Consider the following 21,986-nt stretch of genomic DNA (forward strand, 5'->3'; position numbering starts at 1 on the left):
CGAAGGGCGCTATTCCGGCTGGCGGGTGGCCGTCATCGGGAACGAGCCGAGCGGGCCGACCGCGGCCGTCCCCGAGAACTCGTCGCCGGTGATGATCCCGGTGATGGTGACGGTGCCGAAGTCGTCGGTCGAGAACGACATCGTGAGCGCGTTGCCGGCGACCGACACCGTCGCGGGCGACGTCTCGCCGCCCGACGTGAACGTGCCGCTGAGGTCGCCGCCGGACCCGGTGATCGTGAACGTGCCGGTCTGGGCCCCGCCCGGCGTCGAGACCTCGAAGTCCCACGTCCCGACGGCCTGGACGACCGCGTCGGGGTCGGCGCCCTCGGGCCCGCCGGCCTCGACCTCGTAGCCGACGCCCTCGACGAACACGTGGCGGACCTCGGTCGAGTCCTGGAACAGCGGGCCCGTCGTGACGACGAGGTTCGCCAGCTTGCCCACCTCCACCGTGCCGATCTCGCGGCCCAGGCCGAGCAGCTCAGCCGGCGTCGTGGTCAGCGCCGCCAGCGCGGCGTCGGGCGCCAGCCCCGCGCGGACCATCCGGCGGAGGTTGGCGTGGACCTCGGCCGGCTTGACCTCGAACGTGGCGAACGCGAAGGTCACGCCGGCCGAGTCGAGCGCGGCCGGGCTGGCCTCGGCCCGGGCCACGGCCGCCCGTTTCTGGACCGTCAGCGCTTCGAGTTCGGTCGGGGCGTCGCGGTATGAGACGATCCGCCGGTTGGTCACGAACGAGACCTCGCCCGGCGTGGTCGACGGCAGGGGGACGGCGAGCGCGGTGCTGTCGGCCTTGACCGTGTCTGGCAGCGCGAGCGGGGCGAACACGGCCACCTCGTCCGCCCGCAGCCGGCCGAGCAGCGGGGCCGCGTCGGGGACGCCGGCCAGGACCGGGCGGAGGCCGAGCTCTTGCGACACGCGGAGCGCGCGGAACCCGTCGAGCCAGCTCTCGGCCACGAACACCAGCTGGCGGTCGCCGTCGAGCAGCGTGCCGACGGCGTCGAGCACCGGGTCGAAGCGGGGGCGCGAGGCGCCCTCGGCGGCCCGGTCGTAGGCCGTCCGGCCGGCCTGCCGGCGGCGGGCGTTCTCGACCGTCTCGCGGATCTCCGCCAGCACGCCCATCGGGGTCGCCGGGTACACGCCGCTCGCGGGGTCGATGGCGGCCACGACGCTGACGGGCTCGGTCAGGACGAGCGCCTCGGGCGCCTCCTGCCGGCCCGTCTCGCGGAGCAGCACGACGGCGCCCTGGCCGGCGAAGAACCCGCCGCGCGGGGCCACGTGGGCGGCCGTGAACCCGACCTCGCGCAACTGCTTGATCCGGGCGTCCGACGGGTCGAACCCGTCGCGGACGTCGCGCTCGGGCGTCAAACCGGCGAGCGCGCGCGGCGGCGCCCCCCGGTCGCCGTCGTAGTCGTCGGGGTCCTCCGGCTTGGGCACGCCCGCGATCCCGAAGGCGTCGACGAAGCCGGCGTAGACCGTCAGCGAGTCGCCCTCGACCACGTCGGCGTCGAACGGGACGGCGACGTCCCGGCCGACGGCCACGATCCGCCCGTCGCGGACGACGACCGTCGCGCGCTCGAGCACGCGGCCCGGGGCCACCACCACGCGCGCGTTCGTGATGGCCGCGGCGCCGGTCACCGGCCGCAGCGGCGTCCCCGCGCCGACGCCCTGGGCGCGGGCCGGGCCGACGAGGAGCAGGACCGCCAGGGCGGCGAGGCAGACGCGAACGGACATGCGACGATGGGGGAGGCGGCGCAAAGATAGCCGGGTCGCGGACGGGTGCGGGGCAGAGCGACGAGCCCAAATCCCGGACCCTCTGTCATCATCGGCCCTCGCCGTAGGAACACGATTCGTCGTGTCCGCGAGCGGGAGCGCCCACGCTGGCGGCCGGGTCGAGCTCGACCGCACGGCGCGGCGGGCGGACATGATGAATCATGTCCCTACAGGTCTCGCTACAGGTCTCGCGCGTCGTCGACGAACACGCCGGCCTCGCGGGCGAGCGACTGCGCGGCGGGCGTTACGATCTGGCCCGGCGCGAGTTGGATCCGGCGGTGCTTCAGCCGCGCCTGCCGGACGTCGGTCTCCGTCACGACGCGGCGGTCGATGACGAGCGGGTCCGTCGGATCCGCGTCGGCCGGGTCGTCGGCGGGCGAGGCGAGGTCGACGGCGGGGAGCCACCGGGCTGTCTCGGGCCGCCCGGCCGCCAGCCACAGCGCGCGCTCGACCTCGACGACGGCCTCGGTCCCGGCCTCGACCGGGACGGCGACGGCCACGGCCCCGAGTCCCACCGTCGCCCGCTCGCCGACGCTCCACGCCCGCCGGAGCCCGTCCGGCAGCACAAAGCGAGACCGGACCGGTTGGGCCGTCATCGGACCGACGGCGCCCGCCGGCCCGCGCAGCGAGACGTCTCCGGACACCTCGTCCGTCGCGTCGACCCACAGCGCGAGCGCCGGCCCGGCCCCGACGGCGACCCGGCCGACGACCTCGCCCAGGCGAACGACCTCGACCGTGGCCGACGGCCGCAGCGTCGCGCCCGTTCCGAACAGCGCCGCCCGCGCGTCGGGCGGGACGACGGCGCGGGAGCCGAGCGGCCGGACGGGGAGGGCGTCTGGCCTCACGCCGCCCCCGGCGCGCCGGGCAGGAAGCGGGCCTCGACGTCGCGGATTTTTTGGACCCGCCGCGCGTGGCGCCCGCCCTCGAAGTCGGTCCCCAAAAACTCGGCGAGCACGCGCTTGCAGACCTCGACGCCCATCGTCCGGCTCCCGAGCGTGAGCACGCTCGCGTCGTTGTGGGCGCGTGCGTTGAACGCGCTGAACACGTCCGGGCACAGCGCCGCCCGGACGCCCGGCACCTTGTTGGCGACGATGGCCGACCCCACGCCGACGCCGTCGATCATCAGCCCCACCTGCACCCGCCCGAGGTGGACGAGCCGGGCCACGGCGTAGGCGAAGTCGGGGTAGTCGACGCTCTCGGCCGAGTCCGTGCCGAGGTCGGTGACGGTCCACCCGAGGCTCCGGGCGTGTTCGGCGAGCGCGTTTTTGATGTCGAACCCGGCGTGGTCGCAGGCGACGGCGAGCGTCCGGGCCGGCGCCTCCGGCTGGCGGGCCGGCTCCGTCGGTGTCTCAGCCGGCGCGCCCGTGCCGGTGACGAGGTCGAGGCCGTGGTCTCTCGCCGTGTCGCGGGCGAGCGCCGTGACCAGGGCGCCCTCGGGCACCGCCAGCGTGCGCTGGCCCGCGGCGAGGGCGTCGAGGACGGTGCGTTCGGAGACGAGGCGGGGCATGGGGGAAAGCTCGCTCCGCTCGCGGGAACGGGGGGCGGGGAAATGGGAACGGGCGGAGGGAGGCCGTCCGAGGCTTGGTGCCTCGGCGACTCTCCACGTGTCCACCCGTCCACAGGCCCACTCGGTCACTCTCACACCGGCTTCGCCCGGTCGGGCGCGGCGCCGGGCTAGCTTGCGGGCGCTCCACGCCCCCCGCTCTCGAAATGGCCTCGACCCAGGATTTCCGCAACGGCCTCGTCCTCAACTGGAAGCACGATCTGTGGCAGATCGTCGAGTTCCAGCACGTCAAGCCCGGCAAGGGCGGCGCGTTCGTCCGGTCGAAGCTCAAGAACGTCCGCAACGGGAAGGTCGTCGACAACACGTTCCGGGCCGGCGAGAAGGTCGAGACGGCGCGCGTCGAGCGCCGCGACATGCAGTACCTCTACCAGGACGACCTCGGGCTCCACTTCATGAACACAGAGACCTACGAGCAGCGGTCGCTCCGGGCCGACATGGTCGAGCAGAAGGACTTTATCAAGGAGGGCTCGAAGGTCATCATCCTGGTCGACGCCGGGACCGAGGAGCCGCTGACGGTCGAGCTCCCCCGCCAGGTCGACCTCCTGGTGACCCAGACCGACCCCGGCCTCAAGGGCGACACGGCGACCGGCGCCACCAAGCCGGCCACGCTCGAGTCCGGCGCGACGGTCTACGTCCCCCTCTTCATCAACGAGGGCGACTTGATCCGGGTCGATACGGAGACTGGCGACTACACGACGCGCGTGACGGCGGCGTAGCGTTTGGGTCTAGCGGGTTGGGCAGGTTCAGCGGGTCTGGCCGGTTGCGAACTCGCCTGACACGCCCAACCGTCGGCGGCGTCCGTAGCTTCGGCCTCCCCTCTGTGCCCCGCCCGTCCCATGGACATGGACCTCGACAAGATCCAACGCCTCCTCGAAATCGTCGCCGAGAGCGGCCTGGACGAGGTCAAGGTGGAGGAAGGCGACTTTAAGCTGACCGTCCGCGCGACGCCCAAGAAGGCCGAGCCGTCGGCGCCCGCCTCCGTCGTGATGGCGGCCCCGCCCGCTCCGGCCCCGGCGCCCGCCGCCGCTCCGCCGCCGGCCGCGCCCTCGTCCGAGCCCTCGTCCGAGCCCGGGTCCGGCGCCAACGAGGCCCTCGTGCTCGCGCCCATCGTCGGGACGTTCTACGAGGCGCCGGCGCCCGACGCCGACCCGTTCGTGGCCGTCGGTGCGCGCGTCGAGGTCGGCCAGACGCTCTGCATCATCGAGGCGATGAAGCTGATGAACGAGATCCAGGCCGAGGAGGCCGGGACCGTGGCCCAGATCCTGGTCAAGAACGCCGAGCCCGTCGAGTACGACCAGCCGCTGTTTGTCATTGAAAAGTGACGATTGATGATTGAATGATTGAGCTCCGCAATCGAAGATCACCAATCTGAAATCACAGATGAACAAAGTCCTCATCGCCAACCGCGGCGAGATCGCGCTCCGCATCATCCGGACCTGCCGCGAGATGGGGATCCCGACGGTCGCCGTGTACTCGACGGCCGACCGCGACACGCTCGCCGTCAAGTTCGCCGACGAGGCCGTCTGCATCGGGCCGGCCCCGAGCGCCCAGAGCTACCTCAAGATCCCGTCGATCATCGCCGCCGCCGAGGTCACCGGCGCCGACGCGATCCACCCCGGCTACGGGTTCCTGAGCGAGAACGCCGAGTTCGCCCGGATCTGCGACGACCACGACCTCACGTTCATCGGGCCCCGGCCCGAGACGATCTCGAAGATGGGCGACAAGTCGGTCGCCAAGGAGACCATGCGGAACGCGGGCGTGCCCGTCGTGCCCGGCTCGGACGGCGCCGTCTCGGACGTGAAGGAGGGGCTCGCGGCGGCCCGCGCGGCCGGCTTCCCGGTCATGATCAAGGCGTCCGCGGGCGGCGGCGGCAAGGGGATGCGGATGGCGTCGGACGAGGCCGAGTTCGAGAAGCTGTTCGTCGCCGCCGGGACCGAGGCCGCGAACGCCTTCGGCGACGGGCGCCTCTACATCGAGAAGTTCGTCGAGGAGCCGCGCCACATCGAGATCCAACTCGTCGGCGACGGGCAGGGGACGGTCGTCCACTTCGGCGAGCGCGAGTGCTCGATCCAGCGGCGCCACCAGAAGCTGTTGGAGGAGGCCCCGAGCCCGATCTTGGACCCCGGCCTGCGCGAGCGGATGGGCGAGGCGGCCCGGGCCGGTGCGCTGGCCGTCAACTACCGGGGCGCCGGGACCGTCGAGTTCCTGGTCGACAAGAACCGGGACTTCTACTTTATGGAGATGAACACCCGGATCCAGGTCGAGCACCCGGTGACGGAGGAGGTGACGGGCACCGACCTTATCGAGTGGCAGCTCCGCGTCGCCGCCGGTGAGACGATCACCTCGGGCGACCACCTCCCCGTTGGCCACTCGATCGAGTGCCGGATCAACGCCGAGGACCCGTTCCGCAACTTCTCGCCCAGCCCCGGCACCATCACGGCGTTCCACAGCCCCAAGGGCCGGGGCGTCCGCTGCGACACCCACGTCTACGCCGGCTACACGGTCCCGCCGACCTACGACTCGATGATCGCCAAGCTCATCGTCCGCGAGGACGACCGCGAGCGGGCCATCGCCAAGATGCTCCGGGCCCTCGACGAGTTCATCATCGAGGGGATCAAGACGACGGTCCCGTTCCACCAGCAACTCCTGAGGGACCCCCGCTTCCGCGCGGGCGACTTCGACACCAAGTTCCTCGAGCGCTTCGAGCTCACGCCTCCGGCGTGACGGTACGAGGTACGGGGTACGTGGTACGCCCGGCCTCGTCGCTCGCGTACCCCGTACCCTGTACCCCGTACCGATGACCTTCCCCCCCGACCTCCGCTACACCAAGGACCACGAGTGGGTCCGCCTCGACGACGACGGCCTGGCGGTCATCGGGATCACGGACTACGCCCAGGGCGAGCTCGGCGACATCGTGTTCGTGGAGTTGGAGGCCGAGGGGACCGAGGTCGAGGCCGAGGGCGCGCTGGGCACCGTCGAGGCGGTCAAGACGGTGTCCGAGCTGTTCGCGCCCATCGCCGGCACCATCGAGGCGCTCAACGACGCGCTCGACGGCGCGCCCGAGTCGGTCAACGCCGACCCGTACGGCGAGGGCTGGATGGTCAAGGTCCGCCCGAGTGACCCCGATGCCGTCGCCGCCCTGCTCTCGGCCGACGAGTACAAAGAGATGATCGGCGCCTGAGGGTGTGGGGCAAGGGTCATGAGGCATGGGGCGACCCGGCCGACGCCTCTTGTCCCGTCCCCCATGCCCCTTGCCCTTATGACCCACGAAACGGTCGTCATCCTGGACTTCGGGAGCCAGACGACCCAGCTGATCGCCCGGCGCGTTCGGGAGGCCGGCGTGTACTGCGAGATCCACCCGTGCACGCGGCCCGCCGCCGAGGTGGCCGCGCTCGAGCCGAGCGGCCTCATCTTGTCCGGCGGCCCGCTCTCGGTCTACGACGAGGGCTCGCCCCAACTCGACCCGGCGCTGCTGGACATGACGCAGCCCCACGCCGGCCGGAAGGTGCCCGTGCTCGGCATCTGCTACGGGTTGCAGGCGCTGGCGCACGCGCTTGGGGGCGGCGTCGAGCCGAGCGCGCGGCGCGAGTTCGGGCGCTCGCCGATCGTGAGCCACGAGGAGAACGCGCTGTTCCGTGGCGTTCCCGAAGGCTCGGTCGTCTGGATGAGCCACGGCGACCACCTCACGCGGCTGCCGGCCGGCTTCCGCGCCGTCGCCGCCACCGATAACGCGCCCATCGCCGCCGTTGCCGCCGAGCCGGACTCGGGCCACGGGCCGATCTACGGCGTCCAGTTCCACCCCGAGGTCGTCCACACCGAACACGGGGCGACCATGCTGGGCAACTTCGTGACCGAGGTCTGCGGCCTCCGCGGCGACTGGACGACGGGCTCCTTTATCGACGAGAAGGTCGAGGCCATCCGCGAGCAGGTCGGCGACGACCACGTGATCCTGGGGCTGAGCGGCGGGGTGGATTCTTCCGTTGCGGCGGCGCTGTTGGACAAGGCCATCGGCGACCAGCTCACGTGCGTGTTCGTCGACAACGGGCTCCTGCGGGCCGGCGAGTTCGAGCAGGTCCAAAAAACGTTCGCCGACGGGTTCGACCTCGACCTGGTCGCCGTCGACGCGAGCGACCTGTTCCTGGACCGACTGGCGGGCGTGGCCGACCCGGAGCAGAAGCGGAAGATCATCGGGGCCACCTTTATCGAGGTCTTCCAGGCCGAGACGGAGAAGGTGACGGAGCGCTTGGGCCGCAAACCGCGGTTCCTGGCGCAGGGGACGCTGTACCCGGACGTGATCGAGTCGGTCTCGTTCAAGGGCCCGAGCGCGACCATCAAGACGCACCACAACGTCGGCGGGCTGCCGGAGAAGCTGGGGTTCGAGCTGGTCGAGCCGTTCCGCGAGCTGTTCAAGGACGAGGTCCGCGCGGTCGGCCGCGAGCTGGGCGTGCCCGAGGCCATCATCAAGCGGCACCCGTTCCCCGGTCCCGGCCTGGCGGTCCGCATCCTGGGCCCCGTCACGCGCCAAGCCGCCGACCTCCTCCGCCAGGCCGACACGATCTGGCTCGACGAGCTGGTCCGATCCGGCACCTACGACGACGTGTGGCAGGCGTTCGCGGTCCTGCTCCCGATCAAGTCGGTCGGCGTGATGGGCGACTTCCGGACCTACGAGCAGGCCGTCACGCTGCGCGCGGTGACCTCGACCGACGGCATGACGGCCGACTGGGCGCGGCTCCCGTACGACGTGCTGGGCCGGGCCTCGAACCGGATCATCAACGAGGTGAGGGGCATCAACCGGGTGGCCTACGACGTGTCCTCAAAGCCGCCGGCCACCATCGAGTGGGAGTAGCGCCGCCGGATGACGGCCGCGGAGACTACCGGAGGCGGAACGTGACGGGGACGGCGAACCGGACGCAGACGGGCCGGCCCCGCTGCTGGCCCGGCGTGAACCGGCTCTCGCGGACCACCTTCAGCGCGGCCTCGTTCAGGAGCTCACTCGGGCTCCTCAGCACGACCGGATCGACGACGCTCCCTCTCTCGTTGACGATGAACTGGACGACGACCTGGCCCTCGATCCCGGCCCGGATGGCGGCCTCGGGGTACTCGAGCCGCTCTTGGAGCCCGGTGAGCCCGCCGATCAACTCGGGCTGAACCTCGGCCACCTCAAAGATCGCGGGTTCGCCGCCGTCGCCGCTGACCGAGGCGCAGCCGGCGACGAGGAGGAGGCCCGCGAGGAGAAGGAAGCGAGTCGACATGGATTCGGGAGAGAATGTTGAGGAGGGGTGCGAGCGGGGGACGTCAGCCGGCGCCGAACACGGCGCCGAGGACGAGCAGGGCGAGTCCGAGCAGGACCGCCCACACGGCGAGCTTGAGGGCGAACCCGAGCGGGGCCAGCACTCCGCCCACCAGCGCCCGGACCGGCCGGGTGTCGAGCACGACCCCGACGACGAGCGCGGCGACGAGGGCGACGGCGCCCCCGGCCCCACCCGCGTACACCGCGTAGCCGACCCACCCCGCGCCGCCGAGCGCGAGGAGCCCCGTCAGCCCGCGCCCCCGCTCGGCGAGCGTCGTCGGGTGGGGCGGGGCGGCCGGGCGCTCGGCCAGCGGCTTCGAAGAGCCCTTTGTGGGAGCCTTCGGGGGACGAGTCCCCTGCCGGCGGGCCTCCCGTTCGGCTCGGCGCTGGTCGGCGCGAGCGCGGGCCTCCTGCTCGCGCCGCTGGCGCTTCTGCTCGGCGTGCCGACGGTTCGCCTGGTTCTGCTCCGCCATCTGGCGGCGGTGCTTTCGTTCTTGCTCCTCCTGCTGGCGGCGCAGGTCGGCCACGTGGCGCTGTGCCCACTCGTCGCGCTCCCGCTCCTGACGGCGCTGGGCTGCCTCACGGTCGCGGCGGTGCTGCTCCTGTGCCCGGTTGAACTCGTCCCACTGACGCGACATGACGGACGTGGCTAGCGGACGACGGTGACGGCGCCGGTGCGGACGGCGTCGCCGACCGTGAGCCGGTAGAGGTAGATGCCGGACGGGAGCCCGGCGGCGTCCCACGTGACGGCGTGCTCGCCGGCGGGCTGGGGCGCATCGAGGACGACGGCGACCTCTCTCCCGAGCGCGTCGTAGACCGCCAGCCGGGCGCGGCCAGCGGCCGGCTGCGAGACGAGGAACCGCGTGGGCCCGGCCGTCGGGTTCGGGGCCAGCGTCACGCGGAGGCCGCTCTCTGGCGCGTCGTCGGCCGCTGTCGAGGGGAACATGATCTCCTCGCCGAGGAGCACGCCGTTGTAGAGGACCACCTCATTGCTCCCAGTCGCCCAAGCGACCACGGGGCTGAGAAGGAACTGGCCCGGGCTCGCGTTGCTCCGGATGGACGTCGGTAGGACGATAGTCCGGCTCTGACCAGGCGCGAGTGTCGTGACGTCCCAGAAAACCGTCTCGCCGGACGAGCAGACGCCGTTGCCGCAGTCGAGCCCGCTTCCCACCACGGCCCCGGTGGTGAACTGGGCCGCCTGCTCCGGGAGCCGGAACTCGACGATCACATCGGTGAGGTCCGAGGCCCCGGTGTTCTCCGCGACCAAGGTGAACTCGACGGGGTCCCCGGGCTCTCCGGCGTCGATGTCCGTGGTATATGCGACGCGGAGCGGGACCCCGCTGCGGAGGGAGGTGGCCGCCGAGGAGTAGACGACGTACTCCGTCGCCGAGCCCGTGTCGAGTTCGGCCCCCGCCCGGAGAATCTGGCCAGCAGGGAGGCTCGTGTCGACCTCGACGGTAGCCTGGAGCCGGCCGACCGCCTCGGTCGCCACGGCCGAGGCCTCCCACGTCACCGTCCCGTCGCTCTCCGTGCCACCGCCGGTCGCCGAGACGAACGTCGTCCCCTCCGGCAACGCCAGGCGGAGTGTGAGGTCAGCGGTCTGGAACCCGACGTTGCCGAAGAGGAGCGTGTATGTGACCGTCTCGCCAGGCGCGACCGGGCCAGGACTGGGGACCAGCCGGAGGCCCGTCACCGGCGAGGGGTCCACGACGAGGTCGGCCCCCCCCGCCTGCTCATTGAGCCCGTCCGCGGCGGCGTAGTAGAGCGCCCGCAGCACCTGCCCCTGTTGTGCGCCGTCCGCGACGGCAGAGGGCAAGATGAGCGTCCGGCTCTGGCCTCGCGCGAGCGTCCCGACGTTCCAGGAGACCGTCTCTCCGGGCGAGCAGACGCCGTTGCCGCAGTCGAACCCGTACCCGACCGCGTTACCCGTGGTGAACTGGGCGATCTGATTCGGGAGTCGGATGTCGACCGTCACCCCGGAGAGCTCGTCCGTGGTGCTGACGTTCGTCGCGGTGAGCGTGTAGGCGAAGGGACCCGAGCGGGTCAAGGCGTTTTGGCTGAGGGCGAAGTCAAAGCGGAGCGCGTCCCGTGCTCCTACCTCCGTCAGGGCCTCCGAGCTCACGACCAACTCGGTCGTTTCCCCAGAGTCGAGCGCGGCCTCCGCCACCAGAGTTGCGCCCGGGCTCAAACTGGCGTTTGGAACGACCGTCACCTCGACGCGCCCGCCTGCCCCGACGCCGACCGTCCCGAGCGACCATGTCACCACACCGTCGGTCTCGAATCCGCCTTCGGTGGCACTCTGGAAGCTCGTGCCCTCCGGTACGGGCATCGTGAGCGTCACCCCGCTCGGACTCGCGTTGCCGACGTTGCCGTAGGTAAGTGTGTACGAGAAGGGCTCGCCAGGAGCGGCTGGGCTGGGATCTGGCACGAGGCTGAGTCGCAGGAGGGGAGTCGGGTCGATGGCTACGTCGTGCGTCAGGATGATGTCAGAAGCGGCGTCGGCCGATGCCACGACGACGGTGGTCGCGTCGCCGTCTGGGGGGCTGGTACGGATGAGGGTGGGGTATGTGAGTCGGCGGTTGTCCCCCGGGTCGAGCGCCCCCAGGCTCCACACGACCGTCTCGCCGGACGAGCAGACGCCGTTGCCGCAGTCGAGCCCGCCTCCCACCACGGCCCCGGTGGTGAACTGGGCCACCTGCTCAGGCAGACGCACCTCTACCCGGACGTTCTCTAAGGTCGACGACCCCGTGTTCGAGACCATCACGGTGTAGTCAATCTCGTCGCCCGCGCCCAGCGCGTCAGACGAGGCGGCGAGGTAGACGTTGAGCCCCTGCGCCGACGCCGTGGCAACGAGGGCAAACGAGAGGGAGAGGAGGCGGAGCAAGTGGGTCATGGAACCAGAGGGGAGAGCAGAGAGAGAAAGCCCCGCCGGCAACGGCCGCCGGCGGGGCGGCGGGCTAGAACCGGTAGTGGATGCCCGAGCCCGCCGTGAAGGCCGAGAACCCGTACGTGTTGAAGCTGGCGTACGTCAGCCCCGCGTCGGCGCTGAGGTAGATGGGCGGGAGGTCCTCGTTGCCGAGCAGCTTGCGGAGGTCGGCCTGGACGCCGGCCCCGCCGCCGATGCCGACGGCCGTCTCGCTGAACACGCTGTAGCGGTAGAAGCTGGCCCCGCCGTAGGCGTAGAGGTCGTAGTCGTCGGAGCGGTCGAACCGGTACCACGCCCGCGCGCCGAGCGACGTCAGCCGGCCGAGCACACCGACGATGGCCTCGGCCGTGAGCGTCTCGCTGAGGTCGTAGGTCCCGGAGATCCCCTGTACGCGCCACGTCCCCCCGAGCCCGATCCCGTACCGGGTGTCGACGTCCATCCGGGCATCCGCCACCTCGGCGGGACGCGGGGCGACCGGATCGGCCGCCGGCTCGTGCCGGACGACGACCAGGATGCTCGCACCGTCGTCGCTGGCGGACGGTGCGTCGGGCGGCGGGGACTCGGCGAGGCCCTGGGCGAGGGCCGGCGGCGCGACGAGGACGAGGGCGGCGAGGGCGAGCAAGCGAGCCATGACGGATTGGGGAGGGTGAGGGAGAGCATCGGCGGTCGGCCCGGTCCCGACGGTCCGTCGGGGCGGCGGGCCACCCGCTCATCCCACCTTGCGCAGGGCCGGCGCGGAATCTGTCATCGGCCTTGGAAAAATGGGGAGCCATGTCGTTCTTTTCCAACGCTCACACCTTCGCCCCTCCCGTGCTGGCCCCCGACCCCCCCGCAGACGGAGAGGCCGTCGACCGGCTGTTCAGCGCGGCCTACGAGGAGCTCCGGCGGCTCGCGAGCGCGGTCGGCCGCGACGACCCGAGCGAGACGCTGAACCCGACGGCGCTCGTCAACGAGGCGTACCTCAAGATGGCCGGCTCGCTCTCGACCGAGCCGGCCTCCCCGCTCCACTTCAAGCGGATCGCGGCCCGGGCCATGCGCCAGGTCTTGGTCGAGGCCGCGCGGCGCCGGAGCGCGCTCAAGCGAGGCGGCGACCGCCAGTTCGTCACGTTCGACGCCGAGGTCGCCTCGGCCCCGAGCGCGCCCGACGACGTCCTCGCGCTCCACGAGGCGCTCGACCGGTTGGCCGCGCTCGACGCGCGGCAGGCCCAGATGGTCGAGTGCCGCTTTTTCGGCGGGTTCGACGTCCAGGAGACGGCCGAGGCGCTCGACGTCTCGGCGGCGACGGTCGCGCGAGACTGGCGGGCGGCCCGGGCCTGGCTCGCCGTCGAAGTCCGCCGCACCCTGTGAGCCGCCTCTGACCCGACCTCCCCACCCCCGACGATATGGACGCGACCCGTTGGCAGACGGTCCAGGACTTGTTTCACCGCGCACTCGACCGGCCCCCCGCCGAGCGACGAGCCTTCCTCGAGTCGGCCTGTGACGACCCGGCGCTTGTGGCCGAGGTCGAGGCCCTGATCGAGGCCGACGGCGGCACCGACTCACCGCTCGACCTCGATGTGGGCGAGGTGGCCGGCGGGGTGCTCGGGGCGCCCGACGCCGCGCCGCGCCAGATCGGGCCGTACCGGCTGGGGCCCGTGCTCGGCGAGGGCGGGATGGGCGTCGTCTACCTCGCCGAGCACGAGGAGCTGGGCCGGCGCGTGGCCGTGAAGGTCTTGCGCGACGCGGCCCTGTCGCCGTCGCGGCGCGACAGGTTCCTGCGCGAGGAGCGGATCCTGGCCGGCCTCCGCCACCCCGACATCGCCCGGCTCTACGACGCCGGCGTGCTCACGGACGGGACGCCCTACTTCGTGATGGAGGTCGTCGAGGGCGAGCCGATCACGGACTACGCCGCCCGCCGCCAGCTCTCCGTGCCGGACCGGCTCCGGCTGTTCCGGGCCGTCTGCGAGGCCGTCGGCTACGCCCACCGCCAGGCCATCGTCCACCGCGACCTCAAGCCCTCGAACGTGTTGGTCGAGGAGTCCGACCGGGGCCGGCCGCGCGTGAAGCTCCTGGACTTCGGGATCGCCACGTCGCTCGACGTCGACCCGGACCGGACGGCGACGGCCGCGCTGATGACTCCGGCGTACGCGGCGCCGGAGCAGCTCCGCGGCGAGCCGGTCGGCGTCTACACCGACGTGTACGCCCTCGGCGTCCTGCTCTACGAGTTGCTGGCCGAGCAGCGCCCGTACGACTTGACGGGCCGGTCGCCGGGCGAGGCCGAGGCCCAGATCCTGGCCGAGGCGCCGGACCCGCCCTCGACACGCGCCCCGGCCGGCCGGCGACTCGGCAAACGGGATTGGGCCGACCTCGACGTCGTGTGCCTGACGGCGATGCAGAAGGATCCGGCCCGGCGCTACGCCTCGGCCGAGGCGCTCGTCCGCGACCTCGACCACTTCCTGGCGGGCGAGCCCATCGAGGCCCGGCCCGACTCGGCGCGCTACCGTGCCGGCAAGTTCGTGCGGCGGAACCGGGCGCCCGTGGCCGTCGCGGCGGCCGCCCTCACCGCCGTCGTCGCGCTCGTGGCGTTCGACACGGTCCGGCTGGCGGCGGCTCGGGACGCGGCGCTCGCCGAGGCGGACAAGGCCGAGCAGGTGAGCGAGTACCTCGTCGGTCTCTTCGAGGCGAGCGACCCGTTCGCGCCGGACGGTGGGGAACAGGACGTCCGTGCGCTCCTCGCTCGGGGCGTGGAGGAGGCCGAGCAGCTAGCGGGCCAGCCAGCCCTTCAAGCGCAGATGTTCGACGTGCTCGGCCGCGTCCACACGCGCCTCAGCGAGTACGGCCGGGCCGACACGCTCCTCCGCCGCGCGCTCACGCTCCGCCAGTCCGAGGGCGACTCGCTCGGCATCGCCGAGACCCTGACCAACCTCGGCGTGCTTCACAGCGACGCCGGTGAGTACGACCGAGCCGTGACTACTCTCAAAGAGGCGCTCGGCATCCGTGCTCGCCTCCTCCCGGCGCTCCACCCAGACCTCGCCACGACGTACAACGAACTGGGAACGGCCTTGAACCGGAGTGGCGACTACGATCAAGCCGGGGCAATGTACCGGACCGCGCTCCGCATCCAGCGGCAGATCTACGACGAGCCCCACGCCGACCTCGGTACGACGCTGAACGACCTCGCCACCAACCTGTTCGACGTGGGCGACTACGAGGAAGCCGAGCGGTATTACCGGGAGTCTCTCGCCAACGACCGGGCCGTCTACGGCCCCGAGCACCCGTCGGTGGCCTCCGGCCTCGCCAACCTGGGCGTCCTCCTCGACACCGCTGGCGACTTCCCAGCCGCCGACTCCGCACTTACGGAGGCGCTCCGGATCAAGCGCCTCCGCCTTGGCGACGACCACTACGAGACCGCGTTCACCCTCACCCAGCTCGGCGGCATGTTGGTGCGGAAGGGCGACCTCGACCGGGCCGAGGCGACCTTCCGGGAAGCCCTCGCCATCGAGGACCGCGTGCTCCCCGACGGCCACCGTAACCGAGGCTTCACACTCCACCAACTCGCGTCGACGCTCCAGAAGCGAGGTGACTTCAGCGGAGCCGAGCCCCTGTTCCGGCGCGCGGTCGCCACGTTCAGCAGCAGCCTGGGGATCGACCACCCGTACACCGCCATGAGCACCTGCCAGCTTGCGGACGTGCTCTTTCGTCGCGGCGACCCGGGCCGGGCCGATCCGTTGTTCCGAGACTGCCTCGGCACATTGCGCGACGCGCTGCCGGCCGGCCACGACATGGTCGCAATAAACCAGGGGCAGTACGGGGAGATGCTGGTCGCGGAGTCCCGCTTCGAGGAGGCCGAGTCAGTCCTTCAGAGCAGCTACGACGCCCTCCGCGCGCAGCCCGCTATAAACCCTGGGTACCTGCGGAAAGCTCGTGAGCGGCTCGTGAGCCTCTACGATGCATGGGGCCGGAATGACCGAGCCGCCTCGTTCCGTGCCGAACTCGTAGCTGAGGTCGAGCCGGAGTGACGCCCGCGCGTCCGCGTCCGACGTCGGACGCAGCGGCGGGGTACGAGATCAGGTCGCTCGCGCGTCTCCCTCCGGTGCCCCCACCCTACGCCATGTCGAAGATCCCGCTCGCGAGTCGCCTGCTGCTCCTCGCCCTCGTCCTCGCCGGCTGCGACGCATTCTCCGAGATAGACCCGCCGGTCGAGCCCGAGCCGGTGCGGGCCCCGGCCACCTACGTCGTCACGTTCGACGCGACGTGGAGCGCCACGACGCACCCGGACGACTTCCCCGCCAGCGCGCACTTTTCGCCGCTCGTCGGCGCCACGCACGGGCCGGACGTGAGCCTGTGGTCGGTCGGCGAGACGGCCTCGGACGGCGTCCGGTCGATGGCCGAGACGGGCTCGACGTCCACGCTCCGCACCGAGGTCGAGGCCCTGGGCACGTCGACGGCCACGTTCGTCGAGGGCGGCATCGTCGGCGTCTCGCCCGGCATGGCGACGGCGGAGTTGGTCGTCACGTCGCTCCGCCCGCTCGCGACCGTCGTGACCATGCTGGCCCCCAGCCCCGACTGGTTCGTCGGCGTCGACGGGCTCGACCTGCGCGAGGGCGACGGCTGGGCCGAGCGCGTCACCGTCGACCTCGTCGTCTACGACGCCGGCACGGACGACGGCACGACGTACACGGCGGCGAACGCACCTCGGGCCGAGCGCGTGCCCGTCGCCGCGACCGGCTACGGCCCGCTGGCCGGCACCGTCGTCGGCACGCTGACGTTCGAGCGGCAGTAGGCTCGCTCCGCTCCCCGCAAGCGCGGGAACGGGGAACAGGCAGAGCCGAAGCCCGCTCGCGAGCGTCCCGTACGGACACGACTCGTCGTGTCCCTGCCGAGTGCGATGTCGCCGGCGGACACGATGAATCGTGTCCCTACAAAGGGCTCTCTCTACGGATGCTGGCGGTCGGACGCCGACGGCCGGAGATTCCACCCGTCCACCCGTCCACCCGTCCACCCGTCCCATGTCCCTCGACGTTCTCGCCCTCGCCGCCCACCCCGACGACGTCGAGCTCTGCGCCGGCGGGACGATGTGCTTGCTGGCGGACCAGGGCTACCGGACCGGCGTCGTCGACTTCACGCGCGGCGAGCTCGGCACGCGGGGGACGCCCGAGGGCCGGATGGAGGAGGCCGCAGCGGCGGCCGAGATCCTGGGGCTCGAGGCGCGCGAGAACCTCGGGATCCCGGACGGCGACATCCAGAACACGAAGGCCAACCAGCTCGCCGTGATCCGGGCCGTCCGCCGGCACCGGCCCCACATCGCGCTCGTCACCGCCGAGCGCGTCCGCCACCCCGACCACGGCGACGCGACGCGGTTGGCCGTCGACGCCCTGTTCTACAGCGGGCTCGCCAAGGTCGAGACGGTCGAGGACGACGGGACGGCGCAAGAGCCGTGGCGCCCCCACCACGTGTTGCACTACATGCAGGCCCTCGACTTCGAGCCGACGTTCGTCGTCGACGTGACGAGCGTGTGGGAGCGGCGGATGGAGGCGCTGCTCGCGTTCAAGAGCCAGTTCCACCAGCCCGACGGCGACGACGACGGGCCGGAGACCTACATCTCGAACCCGGGCTTCCTGGCCTGGGTCGAGGCCCGGGCCCGCGCCTACGGCTACCGCATCGGGGCCGACTTCGGCGAGCCGTTCCTGTACCGCCACGGCCCCGTCGGCGTCGACGACCTGGTGGCGACGCTGGGCCGCGGAAAACCTTTCCGCTAGGGCGGAGCCGTCCGCGCAGCGGCCGGCTTACCTCTCGACGGTGTGGCGGAGCAGCTCGGCCGAGGTCTGGAACGGCTGGCCGTCCGGGACGGTCACGGCCGCGACCGACTGGAGCACGCGGTCGGCGTCGGGGCCGAGGTCGGCGCGGAGGTGGGCCTGGAGGCCGGCGAACAGCGCCTGGGCCGCGTCCGGCCCCGACGACGGGAGCACGACGGCCGCCCGCTTCCGGGCCGCGTCGACCAGGAGCCGGTCGGCGGGGCGGAGGGCGGCACCGAGGCCGGCCGCGACGGCGTCGAACTGGGCCGCCTCGGGCGCCGACGGGTCCATCCGCAGGGCGACCGCGACGAACGGCGTGCCCGACGCGCGGTCCGCGAACGCGGCGTCGAGCGCCGCTCGGAACGCGGCGTTGGGATCGGGCGCCGTCGCCGCGAGCGGGGTGAAGGCCGGCAGGGGCGCGGCCACGGGGACGGTCGCCGGGGTCGGGTCGGCCGCTCCGTCGCCGCGCGAGTCGGCGAGGTAGCCCTGGGAGACGAGCGCGTCTGCGGGGTCGTGCTCGAGGGCGTCCGCCGGAGGGGCGAGGAGCGCCGGGTCGGGCGGGGGCGGGGCGATCACCTCGGTGGCCGGAGGGCCGGCCACCCCCTGCGAACGGGTGGGCTCCGGGGGCGTGTCGCGCGCCGGCGCAGAGGGGGGAGTGGACGTCGTCGGGAGCCCGTCCGAGGGAGGCTCAGGCGACGGGATCGACGTCTCGGGCGGCCGGGGAGAGGCCGGGGGCGCCGCGGAGGGCGGGGCCGGCGCGGGCGGAGCCAGCCCGGGAAGGGGGGCGGCCTCGACCGGCGAGCCGTCGCCAGACGGGTAGCCGGCCTCGTCCGGCGTGCCAAGCACGAGGTCGCCCCCGGCGCCGAGACGGATGGTCCCGTCGACCAGCCCCTCGACCACGCGGAGCAGGCGGCGCGAGGCGTCGTTGGCCGGGTCGCCCAGGCCGATCACCAGCGTCGTGCCCTGCGCCCGGAGCGCGCGGACCAGGCCGCCGAAGGCGTCGTGGAACCGCTCGAACGTGTCGAACTGGACGAGCGGCGTAAAGTCCTCGATGACGACGCGGCCCGGACCGTCCGACGCGACCAGCGCCGCCAGGTCGCGGTACGACTTGGCCAGGCCCTCCGACCCCCGCGCCGCGAGCTCGGCCGCTTGGGGGATTCGGAGCAAGCGGAGGTAGCCGCCCGTGTGCGCCGCCGCGAGGTCGAGCCCGACGTCGTGCCCGACCTCGACCAGCTCGTCGGGCGGGCGGGGCGAGATCACGAGGCAGCGCGTGCGGGCCTCGACGGCGGCCCGGACGGTCTGGAGCGCGAGCGCCGACCGGCCGGCACCTGCGCGGCCGACCAGGAGATACGCACGGCCGGACGCCAGACCGCCCCACTGGCGGTCGACGGCGGCCAAGCCGGAGGGGGAGGGCGAGACGTCGGTCATGGTCGGGGGAGAGTCGCGCCCGAGGGTCGGCAAACGGTGTGCCACCCCCCTCGGACCGGGGAGGGGGGCGGTTCCGTCCGGTTGCGAGGCCACCGGTGGGAACGAGTCGTATCCGATCCGGGAGGTCCCGTAACGCGGCGGAGACGCCCCGTGCGACTCCCGCGTCGAGGACGAGCGGGGAGCCGACGACGGGCCCCAGGGCTATCGCATACTCCCCCGATCTCGTCATCCTGAACGGAGTGAAGGATCTCAACGCCAGCGGTGGAGGCCATCGGGGCCGGCGCGGCAGGCCTCGGAGCCCGAGGTGAGATCGTTCGCGGGCTCAGAAGATGTTTGGTGAGGCACCGTCGTCCCCTATGGGGTCCCCTCTCCCCACGGGAGAGGCCCGGTGAGGGGCCGGCGCCGTTTCGACCGGCCTCCCGCTCCGTCTCGGCCGCCCCCCTCACCCTCGCCCTCTCCACCCCTCGGGGTGGAGAGGGGACGGTTCCCGCTCGCCAAACGGCTTCTCACGATGACATGGTGGGCGAAGTCGCGATAGCCCTGCGACGGGCCCGCCCGCCGGTGGGTGGCCCCTCGCCCGGGCTACCTTCCCGGACCGCCCGCCCGCACGCCCATGGACGCCGACCTCCTCTCCATCCAGGACGCCCGCGACGCCGTCCGCGCGGCGCACGCCGCCTACAAGCGGTTCAAGACGGCCGACCAAGAGACCGTCGACCGCGTCGTGGCTGCCATGGTCGAGGCCGGCGCTGGCGAGGCTCGGCGGCTCGGGCAACTCGCCCACGACGAGACCGGCTTCGGCAAGCCCGAGAGCAAAGAGCAGAAGAACCTGTTCGCGACCCGGACGCTCGCCGCGCGGATGGAGGGCATGAAGACGGCCGGCGTCATCGCCACGAGCGACGACGGGGCCGTCTGGACCGTCGCCACGCCGATGGGCGTCGTGGCCGCGCTCGTCCCCTCGACGAACCCGACGGCGACGGCGCTCTACAAGGCGATCATCGCGGTCAAGGCCCGGTGCGGGATCGTGATGAGCCCGCACCCCCGGGCCGTCCGCTGCACCGTCGAGGCGACGCGCGTCGTGGCCCAAGCCGCCGTCGCGGCCGGCGCGCCCGAGGGCCTGGTCGCCTGCTTGGGCGCGGGCGACGGCGGCGTCACCCTCGCCGGCACCGACGCGCTCCTCGAGGACCCGCTCACCGACGTCATCCTGGCGACGGGCGGCGGGGCGATGGTCCGCGCGGCCTACTCGAAGGGGAAGCCGGCCTACGGCGTCGGGTCCGGCAACGTGCCGGCCTACGTCGACCGGAGCGCGAATGTGGACAAGGCGGCGGCCGACATCCTGACCGGGACCTCGTTCGACTGGGGCACGCTGTGCTCGACCGAGCGGTCCGCCGTCGCCGACAGCCCCATCCGGGCCCGGCTCCTCGACGCCTTGCGCGAGCGCGGCGGCCACGTCTGCTCGGACGAGGAGACGCGCAAGCTCCGGGCGATCATCAAGCCCGGCGGCCGGTTCAACACGGACCTCGTGGGCCAGAGCCCCCGGCGGATCGCCGAGATGGCCGGGTTCTCCGTGCCCGACTCCGCCCGGGCGCTCATCGCCGAGGTCTCGGAGGTCGGGCCCAGCGAGCCGCTGTCGATGGAGACGTTGTCGCCCATCCTCAGCTTCTACGTCGCCGACGGGTGGGAGGCCGGGTGCGAGCGGTGCATCGAGGTGCTGGAGTTCGGCGGGATCGGCCACACGCTGGCGCTCCACGCGACGGCCGACCGCGTGATCGAGCAGTTCGCGCTCAAGAAGCCGTCGATGCGGATCGTCGTGAACACGGTCGCCGCGCTGGGCTCGGTCGGCATGACGACGGCGCTGTTCCCGTCGATGACGCTGGGCCCCGGCACGGTCGGCGGGTCGATCACGAGCGACAACGTGACGCCGATGCACTTGGTCAACCTCAAGCGGGTCGCCTTCGAGACGGCCCCGCTCAACGACGACGCGGGCCGGGCGCTTGAGGGGACGGAGGACGGGGAACGGGGGACGGGCCGAGCTGGCGCGGCGGCTCTACCGTCACCGAGGCCGGCTGTACCGTCCGGCGACGGGTCGTGGATGGACGAGATCGAGGCGCGGCTGGTGGCCCGGGCCGGCAACCCATCGGTGGACGCGCCGACGCCCAGCGCCTCGACGCCGACCCCGTCGTCGTCCGCGCTGCCGTTGCCGGACGACCAGATCGCGTCGCTCATCCAGCGTTTCAAGAAGTAGCTCTGAACACTCACCCATTGTCTAGCTCCGAATGACAAAGCAGAGAGTCCCCCGGTACAGTGAGATGATGAACCCATTGCTTGCGGCTCTTCGTGACCTCGGCGGATCGGGATCAATCAGTGAGATCAACGAGACGGCCGCTGGTCATCTTGACCTACCCGATGATGTTCTGGAGATTCTGCACAACCCTGAGAAGAGCAACCAGACCGAGGTTGAATACCGCCTCGCATGGGCCCGGACCTATTTGAAGAAGTACGGCGTGCTCGACAACTCAAATCGGGGTATCTGGGTCATCAGGCCTGAAAAGAGAGATGTCGAACAAGTCGATTCGGACGAAGTCGTGCGCTTTGTCCGAGAGTTGTCACGGCGTGAGCGCGAGGAGCGCGAGGCGGAGGAGCCAGAGGAGGCGTCCGAGGACGCCCCCGAGGAGGCCAAGACGTGGCGCGCGCTTCTCCACCGTGTGCTAACTCAGGAACTCTCGCCCGACGGGTTCGAACGTTTGACCAAACGCCTTCTTCGCGAGTCGGGCTTCGTCCAGGTAGAGGTAACTGGTCGGAGTGGAGACGGCGGAGTGGATGGGAAAGGAATTCTCCGGATCGGCGGCCTTCTGAGCTTCCACGTTGTTTTCCAATGCAAGAGGTATCAGGGTTCGGTCACATCACCTCATATCAGGGATTTCCGCGGCGCAATGGTCGGCCGAGCTGATAAGGGCCTCTTTATCACGACGGGTCACTTCACCCGAGACGCTGTGCGCGAGGCAACGCGAGACGGCGCCCCACCAATCGATCTGATTGACGGCGACCTGCTGGCGGACAAGCTGAAAGAGCTCAGGTTGGGAGTGGAGGTGGAAACGGAAGTGGTAGAGCGAGTACGTGTTAATAACGAATGGTTTCGTTTCATATGAGATGATATTCATTTGCTTCAAATCGATTCATATTGGCGCACGGCCATACGCCCTTGCTGTGAGCAGTCGATTCAGCTCGTCTCCGCTGCGT

At 71.8% G+C, this 21,986-nt stretch carries 19 protein-coding genes; 11 read left to right on the forward strand and 8 right to left on the reverse strand.

The genetic code is table 11. The features are described 5' to 3' along the window. Positions 1-9: 9 nt before the first annotated feature. From ACOOHE_RS04330 to rpiB, 3 genes are all read right to left on the reverse strand, one after another. Positions 10-1,728 carry an amidohydrolase family protein gene (locus tag ACOOHE_RS04330; protein WP_420456572.1) on the reverse strand — a complete coding sequence of 573 codons (1,719 nt, stop codon included), beginning with the start codon at positions 1,726-1,728 and terminating at the stop codon, positions 10-12. Between the two features lie 218 nt (positions 1,729-1,946). Then, complete coding sequence (locus tag ACOOHE_RS04335) at positions 1,947-2,612, reverse strand: hypothetical protein (RefSeq protein ID WP_420456573.1); 666 nt, start codon at positions 2,610-2,612, stop codon at positions 1,947-1,949. Continuing rightward, positions 2,609-3,274 (reverse strand): ribose 5-phosphate isomerase B, encoded by a 666-nt coding sequence (gene rpiB, locus ACOOHE_RS04340; RefSeq protein WP_420456574.1) that lies wholly within the window; start codon positions 3,272-3,274, stop codon positions 2,609-2,611. Before rpiB ends, ACOOHE_RS04335 begins: the two co-directional genes overlap by 4 nt. A gap of 203 nt (positions 3,275-3,477) precedes the next feature. On the opposite strand from rpiB, the gene efp reads away from it, so the two are divergent. The 5 genes from efp to guaA all read left to right on the forward strand — a co-directional run bounded on the left by efp (position 3,478) and on the right by guaA (position 8,177). Further along, positions 3,478-4,047 carry an elongation factor P gene (gene efp, locus ACOOHE_RS04345; protein WP_420456575.1) on the forward strand — a complete coding sequence of 190 codons (570 nt, stop codon included), beginning with the start codon at positions 3,478-3,480 and terminating at the stop codon, positions 4,045-4,047. A 126-nt stretch (positions 4,048-4,173) separates the two neighbouring features. Continuing rightward, positions 4,174-4,653, forward strand: coding sequence for an acetyl-CoA carboxylase biotin carboxyl carrier protein (accB, locus tag ACOOHE_RS04350; RefSeq protein ID WP_420456576.1), 480 nt, complete (start codon positions 4,174-4,176; stop codon positions 4,651-4,653). A gap of 58 nt (positions 4,654-4,711) precedes the next feature. After that, positions 4,712-6,055: an acetyl-CoA carboxylase biotin carboxylase subunit gene (accC, locus tag ACOOHE_RS04355; protein ID WP_420456577.1), complete on the forward strand. Its 1,344-nt coding sequence runs from the start codon at positions 4,712-4,714 to the stop codon at positions 6,053-6,055. Positions 6,056-6,128: 73 nt separating this feature from the next. Beyond that, positions 6,129-6,512 (forward strand): glycine cleavage system protein GcvH, encoded by a 384-nt coding sequence (gene gcvH, locus ACOOHE_RS04360; RefSeq protein WP_420456578.1) that lies wholly within the window; start codon positions 6,129-6,131, stop codon positions 6,510-6,512. 63 nt (positions 6,513-6,575) lie between these two features. Next, positions 6,576-8,177 carry a glutamine-hydrolyzing GMP synthase gene (gene guaA, locus ACOOHE_RS04365; protein WP_420456579.1) on the forward strand — a complete coding sequence of 534 codons (1,602 nt, stop codon included), beginning with the start codon at positions 6,576-6,578 and terminating at the stop codon, positions 8,175-8,177. Positions 8,178-8,202: 25 nt separating this feature from the next. Here the strand turns inward: guaA and ACOOHE_RS04370 are convergent, their stop codons facing one another. From ACOOHE_RS04370 to ACOOHE_RS04385, 4 genes are all read right to left on the reverse strand, one after another. Beyond that, complete coding sequence (locus tag ACOOHE_RS04370; RefSeq protein ID WP_420456580.1) at positions 8,203-8,583, reverse strand: energy transducer TonB; 381 nt, start codon at positions 8,581-8,583, stop codon at positions 8,203-8,205. A 43-nt stretch (positions 8,584-8,626) separates the two neighbouring features. Beyond that, positions 8,627-9,259 carry a hypothetical protein gene (locus ACOOHE_RS04375; protein ID WP_420456581.1) on the reverse strand — a complete coding sequence of 211 codons (633 nt, stop codon included), beginning with the start codon at positions 9,257-9,259 and terminating at the stop codon, positions 8,627-8,629. A gap of 11 nt (positions 9,260-9,270) precedes the next feature. Continuing rightward, the gene (locus ACOOHE_RS04380; protein WP_420456582.1) at positions 9,271-11,514 is read right to left on the reverse strand and encodes a T9SS type A sorting domain-containing protein; all 2,244 of its coding nucleotides are present in this window, start codon (positions 11,512-11,514) and stop codon (positions 9,271-9,273) included. A 64-nt stretch (positions 11,515-11,578) separates the two neighbouring features. Continuing rightward, positions 11,579-12,178, reverse strand: a complete 600-nt coding sequence (locus ACOOHE_RS04385; protein WP_420456583.1) for a hypothetical protein — start codon at positions 12,176-12,178, stop codon at positions 11,579-11,581. A gap of 140 nt (positions 12,179-12,318) precedes the next feature. Between ACOOHE_RS04385 and ACOOHE_RS04390 the strand changes: the two genes are divergently transcribed. The 4 genes from ACOOHE_RS04390 to bshB1 all read left to right on the forward strand — a co-directional run bounded on the left by ACOOHE_RS04390 (position 12,319) and on the right by bshB1 (position 17,285). Further along, complete coding sequence (locus ACOOHE_RS04390) at positions 12,319-12,894, forward strand: ECF-type sigma factor (RefSeq protein ID WP_420456584.1); 576 nt, start codon at positions 12,319-12,321, stop codon at positions 12,892-12,894. Between the two features lie 35 nt (positions 12,895-12,929). After that, positions 12,930-15,545, forward strand: a complete 2,616-nt coding sequence (locus ACOOHE_RS04395; protein ID WP_420456585.1) for a tetratricopeptide repeat protein — start codon at positions 12,930-12,932, stop codon at positions 15,543-15,545. Between the two features lie 92 nt (positions 15,546-15,637). After that, complete coding sequence (locus ACOOHE_RS04400; RefSeq protein WP_420456586.1) at positions 15,638-16,309, forward strand: spondin domain-containing protein; 672 nt, start codon at positions 15,638-15,640, stop codon at positions 16,307-16,309. 226 nt (positions 16,310-16,535) lie between these two features. Next, positions 16,536-17,285 (forward strand): bacillithiol biosynthesis deacetylase BshB1, encoded by a 750-nt coding sequence (bshB1, locus tag ACOOHE_RS04405; protein WP_420456587.1) that lies wholly within the window; start codon positions 16,536-16,538, stop codon positions 17,283-17,285. A 27-nt stretch (positions 17,286-17,312) separates the two neighbouring features. Here bshB1 and ACOOHE_RS04410 read toward each other — a convergent pair whose 3' ends face one another. After that, on the reverse strand, positions 17,313-18,749 hold the full coding sequence (locus tag ACOOHE_RS04410; protein ID WP_420456588.1) for an ATPase domain-containing protein: 1,437 nt from the start codon (positions 18,747-18,749) through the stop codon (positions 17,313-17,315). A 613-nt stretch (positions 18,750-19,362) separates the two neighbouring features. On the opposite strand from ACOOHE_RS04410, the gene ACOOHE_RS04415 reads away from it, so the two are divergent. After that, positions 19,363-20,991, forward strand: a complete 1,629-nt coding sequence (locus ACOOHE_RS04415) for an aldehyde dehydrogenase family protein (RefSeq protein ID WP_420456589.1) — start codon at positions 19,363-19,365, stop codon at positions 20,989-20,991. Positions 20,992-21,022: 31 nt separating this feature from the next. Further along, entirely contained in the window at positions 21,023-21,895 is an 873-nt protein-coding gene (locus ACOOHE_RS04420; RefSeq protein WP_420456590.1) for a restriction endonuclease, read from the forward strand. The last annotated feature ends 91 nt before the right edge of the window (positions 21,896-21,986 follow it).

The organism is Rubrivirga sp. (assembly GCF_965213695.1).
Taxonomy (GTDB): Bacteria; Bacteroidota; Rhodothermia; order Rhodothermales; family Rubricoccaceae; genus Rubrivirga.

What these genes read in the sequence shown, in the direction of transcription:
- ACOOHE_RS04330 (WP_420456572.1), bottom strand. Translation starts at nt 1,728, where the DNA reads ATGTCCGTTCGCGTCTGCCTCGCCGCCCTGGCGGTCCTGCTCCTCGTC.
- rpiB (WP_420456574.1), bottom strand. Translation starts at nt 3,274, where the DNA reads ATGCCCCGCCTCGTCTCCGAACGCACCGTCCTCGACGCCCTCGCCGCG.
- efp (WP_420456575.1), top strand. Translation starts at nt 3,478, where the DNA reads ATGGCCTCGACCCAGGATTTCCGCAACGGCCTCGTCCTCAACTGGAAG.
- accB (WP_420456576.1), top strand. Translation starts at nt 4,174, where the DNA reads ATGGACCTCGACAAGATCCAACGCCTCCTCGAAATCGTCGCCGAGAGC.
- accC (WP_420456577.1), top strand. Translation starts at nt 4,712, where the DNA reads ATGAACAAAGTCCTCATCGCCAACCGCGGCGAGATCGCGCTCCGCATC.
- gcvH (WP_420456578.1), top strand. Translation starts at nt 6,129, where the DNA reads ATGACCTTCCCCCCCGACCTCCGCTACACCAAGGACCACGAGTGGGTC.
- guaA (WP_420456579.1), top strand. Translation starts at nt 6,576, where the DNA reads ATGCCCCTTGCCCTTATGACCCACGAAACGGTCGTCATCCTGGACTTC.
- ACOOHE_RS04370 (WP_420456580.1), bottom strand. Translation starts at nt 8,583, where the DNA reads ATGTCGACTCGCTTCCTTCTCCTCGCGGGCCTCCTCCTCGTCGCCGGC.
- ACOOHE_RS04375 (WP_420456581.1), bottom strand. Translation starts at nt 9,259, where the DNA reads ATGTCGCGTCAGTGGGACGAGTTCAACCGGGCACAGGAGCAGCACCGC.
- ACOOHE_RS04380 (WP_420456582.1), bottom strand. Translation starts at nt 11,514, where the DNA reads ATGACCCACTTGCTCCGCCTCCTCTCCCTCTCGTTTGCCCTCGTTGCC.
- ACOOHE_RS04385 (WP_420456583.1), bottom strand. Translation starts at nt 12,178, where the DNA reads ATGGCTCGCTTGCTCGCCCTCGCCGCCCTCGTCCTCGTCGCGCCGCCG.
- ACOOHE_RS04390 (WP_420456584.1), top strand. Translation starts at nt 12,319, where the DNA reads ATGTCGTTCTTTTCCAACGCTCACACCTTCGCCCCTCCCGTGCTGGCC.
- ACOOHE_RS04395 (WP_420456585.1), top strand. Translation starts at nt 12,930, where the DNA reads ATGGACGCGACCCGTTGGCAGACGGTCCAGGACTTGTTTCACCGCGCA.
- ACOOHE_RS04400 (WP_420456586.1), top strand. Translation starts at nt 15,638, where the DNA reads ATGTCGAAGATCCCGCTCGCGAGTCGCCTGCTGCTCCTCGCCCTCGTC.
- bshB1 (WP_420456587.1), top strand. Translation starts at nt 16,536, where the DNA reads ATGTCCCTCGACGTTCTCGCCCTCGCCGCCCACCCCGACGACGTCGAG.
- ACOOHE_RS04410 (WP_420456588.1), bottom strand. Translation starts at nt 18,749, where the DNA reads ATGACCGACGTCTCGCCCTCCCCCTCCGGCTTGGCCGCCGTCGACCGC.
- ACOOHE_RS04415 (WP_420456589.1), top strand. Translation starts at nt 19,363, where the DNA reads ATGGACGCCGACCTCCTCTCCATCCAGGACGCCCGCGACGCCGTCCGC.
- ACOOHE_RS04420 (WP_420456590.1), top strand. Translation starts at nt 21,023, where the DNA reads ATGACAAAGCAGAGAGTCCCCCGGTACAGTGAGATGATGAACCCATTG.